This is a genomic window from Mycobacterium sp. 1465703.0 (genome assembly GCF_001672975.1).
Classification (GTDB): Bacteria; Actinomycetota; Actinomycetes; order Mycobacteriales; family Mycobacteriaceae; genus Mycobacterium.
This window is the reverse complement of the sequence record NZ_LZKU01000179.1, coordinates 1-3,349: the sequence shown is the minus strand read 5'-3', so window position 1 is coordinate 3,349 and position 3,349 is coordinate 1. Positions and strand designations below refer to the sequence as shown.

4 protein-coding genes are annotated in these 3,349 nt (G+C 65.9%); 3 read left to right on the top strand and 1 reads right to left on the bottom strand.

All coding sequences use genetic code 11. From position 1 onward, the window contains the following. Positions 1-11 precede the first annotated feature (11 nt). Positions 12-1,814 carry a long-chain fatty acid--CoA ligase gene (locus tag A5625_RS16240; protein ID WP_066995798.1) on the bottom strand — a complete coding sequence of 601 codons (1,803 nt, stop codon included), beginning with the start codon at positions 1,812-1,814 and terminating at the stop codon, positions 12-14. Positions 1,815-1,992: 178 nt separating this feature from the next. On the opposite strand from A5625_RS16240, the gene A5625_RS16235 reads away from it, so the two are divergent. From A5625_RS16235 to A5625_RS16225, 3 genes are all read left to right on the top strand, one after another. Continuing rightward, complete coding sequence (locus tag A5625_RS16235; protein ID WP_066995796.1) at positions 1,993-2,382, top strand: polyketide cyclase / dehydrase and lipid transport; 390 nt, start codon at positions 1,993-1,995, stop codon at positions 2,380-2,382. 102 nt (positions 2,383-2,484) lie between these two features. Further along, the gene (locus A5625_RS16230; protein WP_066995794.1) at positions 2,485-2,922 is read left to right on the top strand and encodes an SRPBCC family protein; all 438 of its coding nucleotides are present in this window, start codon (positions 2,485-2,487) and stop codon (positions 2,920-2,922) included. After that, positions 2,915-3,349, top strand: a 435-nt coding sequence (locus tag A5625_RS16225) for an ArsA family ATPase (protein WP_156748288.1), incomplete at its 3' end; no start/stop codon positions are given. The genes A5625_RS16230 and A5625_RS16225, both read left to right, overlap by 8 nt.

Here is a 3,349-nt window from a genome sequence, read left to right as displayed (position 1 = left end):
CGCCCGGCGCGCTACTCGGAGTGGTAGATAGCCTCGATGTCGGAGGCGAATTTTTCGGCCACCACGTTGCGCTTGACCTTCATCGTCGGCGTCAGCTCACCGGTGTCCTCGGTGAAATCGACCGGCAGGATGCGGAACTTGCGGATCGATTCCGCGTGCGACACAGCCTGATTGGCGTCCTTGATGGCCGCGTCCACCTCGGCGACCAGGTCGGGGTCGGTGGCCAGGTCGCCTACCGAGGGCCCGGTGCCCTTCTGGTTGCGCTGCTTCCAGCCGTCGAACGCTTCCGGGTCGATGGTGATCAAGGCGCCGATGAACGGCTTGTTGTCCCCGACCACCATCGCCTGGCTGATCAGCGGATGGGCCCGCAGCCGGTCCTCGAGAACGGCGGGCGCGACATTCTTGCCGCCGGCGGTGACGATGATCTCCTTCTTGCGCCCGGTGATCTTCAAGAAGCCGTCTTCGTCGAGCACACCGAGATCGCCGGTTTTGAACCAACCGTCGGTGAAGGCGTCCCTGGTGGCCTGCTCGTTACGCCAGTAGCCGCTGAACACCACGCCGCCGCGCACCAACAGTTCGCCGTCGTCGGCGATGCGCATGCTGTTGCCGGGCACCAACGTTCCGACGGTGCCGATCTTGACGTTGCCGACCTGGTTGACGGTGATCGCCGAACTGGTCTCGGTCAGGCCGTAGCCCTCGTGGATGGTCAGGCCCACGCCGCGGTAGAAGTGCCCGAGCCGGGTGCCCAGCGGCGCGCCGCCCGACACCGACGCGTGGCAGTCGCCGCCCAGCGCGGCGCGCAGCTTGTGGTAGACGAGCCGGTCGAACAGCGCATGCTTGGCGCGCAGCACCAGCCCACGCCGGCCGCGGTCCTGGGCCTCGCTCCAGTCGACGGCGGTCTGCACGGCCGCCGCGAAGATCCGGCCCTTGCCGTCGTTGGCAGCGTTCTGCGCCGCCGTGTTGTACACCTTTTCGAACACCCGCGGCACCGACACCACCACCGTCGGTTTGAACACCGAGAACATCGGCACCAGGTTCTTGATGTCGCTGGTGAAGCCGACGGTGACCTTGTTGGCGCACGCGGACAGAGTGAGCGACCGCGCCAGCACGTGGGCCAGCGGTAGGAAGATCAATAGCCGCTGCCCCTCGTCGAGCAGCGTCGGCAGGCTCTCCTTGGCGCCCCGGATCTCATACAGCAGATTGGAATGCGTCAGTTGGCATCCCTTGGGCCGCCCGGTGGTGCCCGAGGTGTAGATCAGTGTCGCCGGATGCGCGGCCCGCAGCGCCTCGAGGCGCGCGGTCAGCTCGGCCGGTTCCACCGATGCGCCGGCCTCCACCAGCTGGTCGAGCGCCTTGGGGCCCGAACCGTTGATGTGCAGCACCCGGCGCAGCGCGGGCAGCTCGGCGGTCAGCTCGGTGACCATCGCCGCGTGTTCGTCGGTCTCGGCGAACGCCAGCACCGCCTCGGAGTCCTGCAGCACCCAGCGCACCTGCTCGGCCGACGACGTCTCATAGATCGGCACGGTGACCGCGCCCACCGAGAGGATCGCCAGGTCGAGGATCGCCCACTCGTAGCAGGTGGCCGAGAAGATGGATACCCGGTCGCCGGCCTCTACTCCCAGTGTGATCAAACCCAAAGCGGCGGAGCGGATCTGCTTGGCCGCCTCGCCGCAGGTGACGTCGGTCCACTCGCCGTCGACTTGACGTTGATAGATGACGAAGTTGGGGTCGTCGCGCTCGTGTTCGAAGACCATCGCCGGGACGTTGTCCTGTTCGCCGACGGAGAAGCGGGCGGGGACGCTGTACTCACGCACTCTTATGACCTCGATTGACCTCGTGAAGATTCCCGGCAGCCGGGTTGCTGTCGCCCAGCCTAATCCGAGCGTTGATCCTGCACTGCCATAGCGGGTCAGGCCGGCGCCGTGATTGCTTGTCGCCCCCGCTGGCCTGCCCTGGGTCCGGCGGGGCGGGCAGGTGTGTGAAGCTGTGATCATGAACAGCATCCAGATCGCGGATGAGACGTTTGTCGCCGCCGACGGCGCGCGGGTGGGCGCCGCGGTCGCCGATCGGTCGAGCTGGCGCCGCTGGTGGCCGGACCTGCGGTTGCAGGTCGTGGAGGATCGCGCGGAAAAGGGCATCCGGTGGTCGGTCACCGGCGCGTTGACCGGAACCATGGAGATCTGGCTGGAACCGTCGCTGGACGGCGTCGTGCTGCACTACTTCCTGCACGCCGAGCCGACCGGAGTGGCGGCCTGGCAGCTGGCCAAGCTGAATCTGGCAAAGATGACACACCGCCGTCGGGTGGCGGGCAAAAAAATGGCCTTCGAGGTCAAGACGACACTGGAACGGTCACGTCCGGTCGGAGTTTCTCCGGTAGTTTAGCCGGGTCGGGTCCGCGCAGAGAGTACCGTGTCGGACCGAGACCCACGGGGTCCCCCACGGCGGAGGGGTCGACCGGTGCGCGGGAGAGAGGGCAGCAACCAGGTGGCGGAGAAGACGACGCAAACCATCTACATCGAAGCCGACCCGGGCACCGTCATGCAGGTGATCGCGGATATCGATTCCTATCCGCAATGGATCTCGGAATACAAGGAAGCCGAGGTTCAGGAGAAGGACGCCGACGGCTACCCCAAAGTCGCCCGGATAGTCATGGACGCCACGGTCATCAAGGACACGATGGTGATGTCCTACGAGTGGCCCAAAGACCGCCAATCGGTGAGCTGGACGCTGGTTTCGAGCTCGCTACTGCGTTCCCTTGAGGGCTCATATCGGTTGGCGGCCAAGGGATCTGGCACCGAAGTAACCTATGAGCTCTCCGTCGATCTGGCCATGCCGATGATCGGCCTGCTCAAGCGCAAGGCCGAACGCCGGCTGACTGACACCGCGCTGAAAGATCTGAAGAAACGAGTCGAGGCTGAGTGAGTCCACTGAATCGCGAGCGCCTGCCCCGGCCCGGATCAGCCTTTTCGTCGGCAAAGGCGGGGTAGGAAAATCCACCCTGGCTTGCGCCACCGCCGTCAGTGCCGCAAGCGCCGGGCAGCGAGTGCTTGTGGTCTCCACCGACCAGGCGCACTCACTGGGTGACGTACTGGGCGTTCCCGTGTCGCCGAGTCAAGGCGAACTGGTCCGGGTGCTGGCCGACCTCGAAACCGGCCAGGCCGAGACCGGCGGCGGCTTTCTCGACGCGCTGGCACTGGACACCCTGGGCCTGCTCGAGGCCCGCTGGCGTGAGGTCGTCGCCACATTGGACCGGAGGTTTCCCGAGTCCGAGCTGAGTACCATTGCGCCTGAAGAACTTTCGGCTTTGCCGGGTGTTCAGGAAGTGCTCGGTCTGTACGCCGTCGGTGAG

Bases quoted from the DNA above. Each gene is read 5' to 3' on its own strand.
- A5625_RS16235 (WP_066995796.1), top strand. From the start codon at position 1,993: ATGAACAGCATCCAGATCGCGGATGAGACGTTTGTCGCCGCCGACGGC.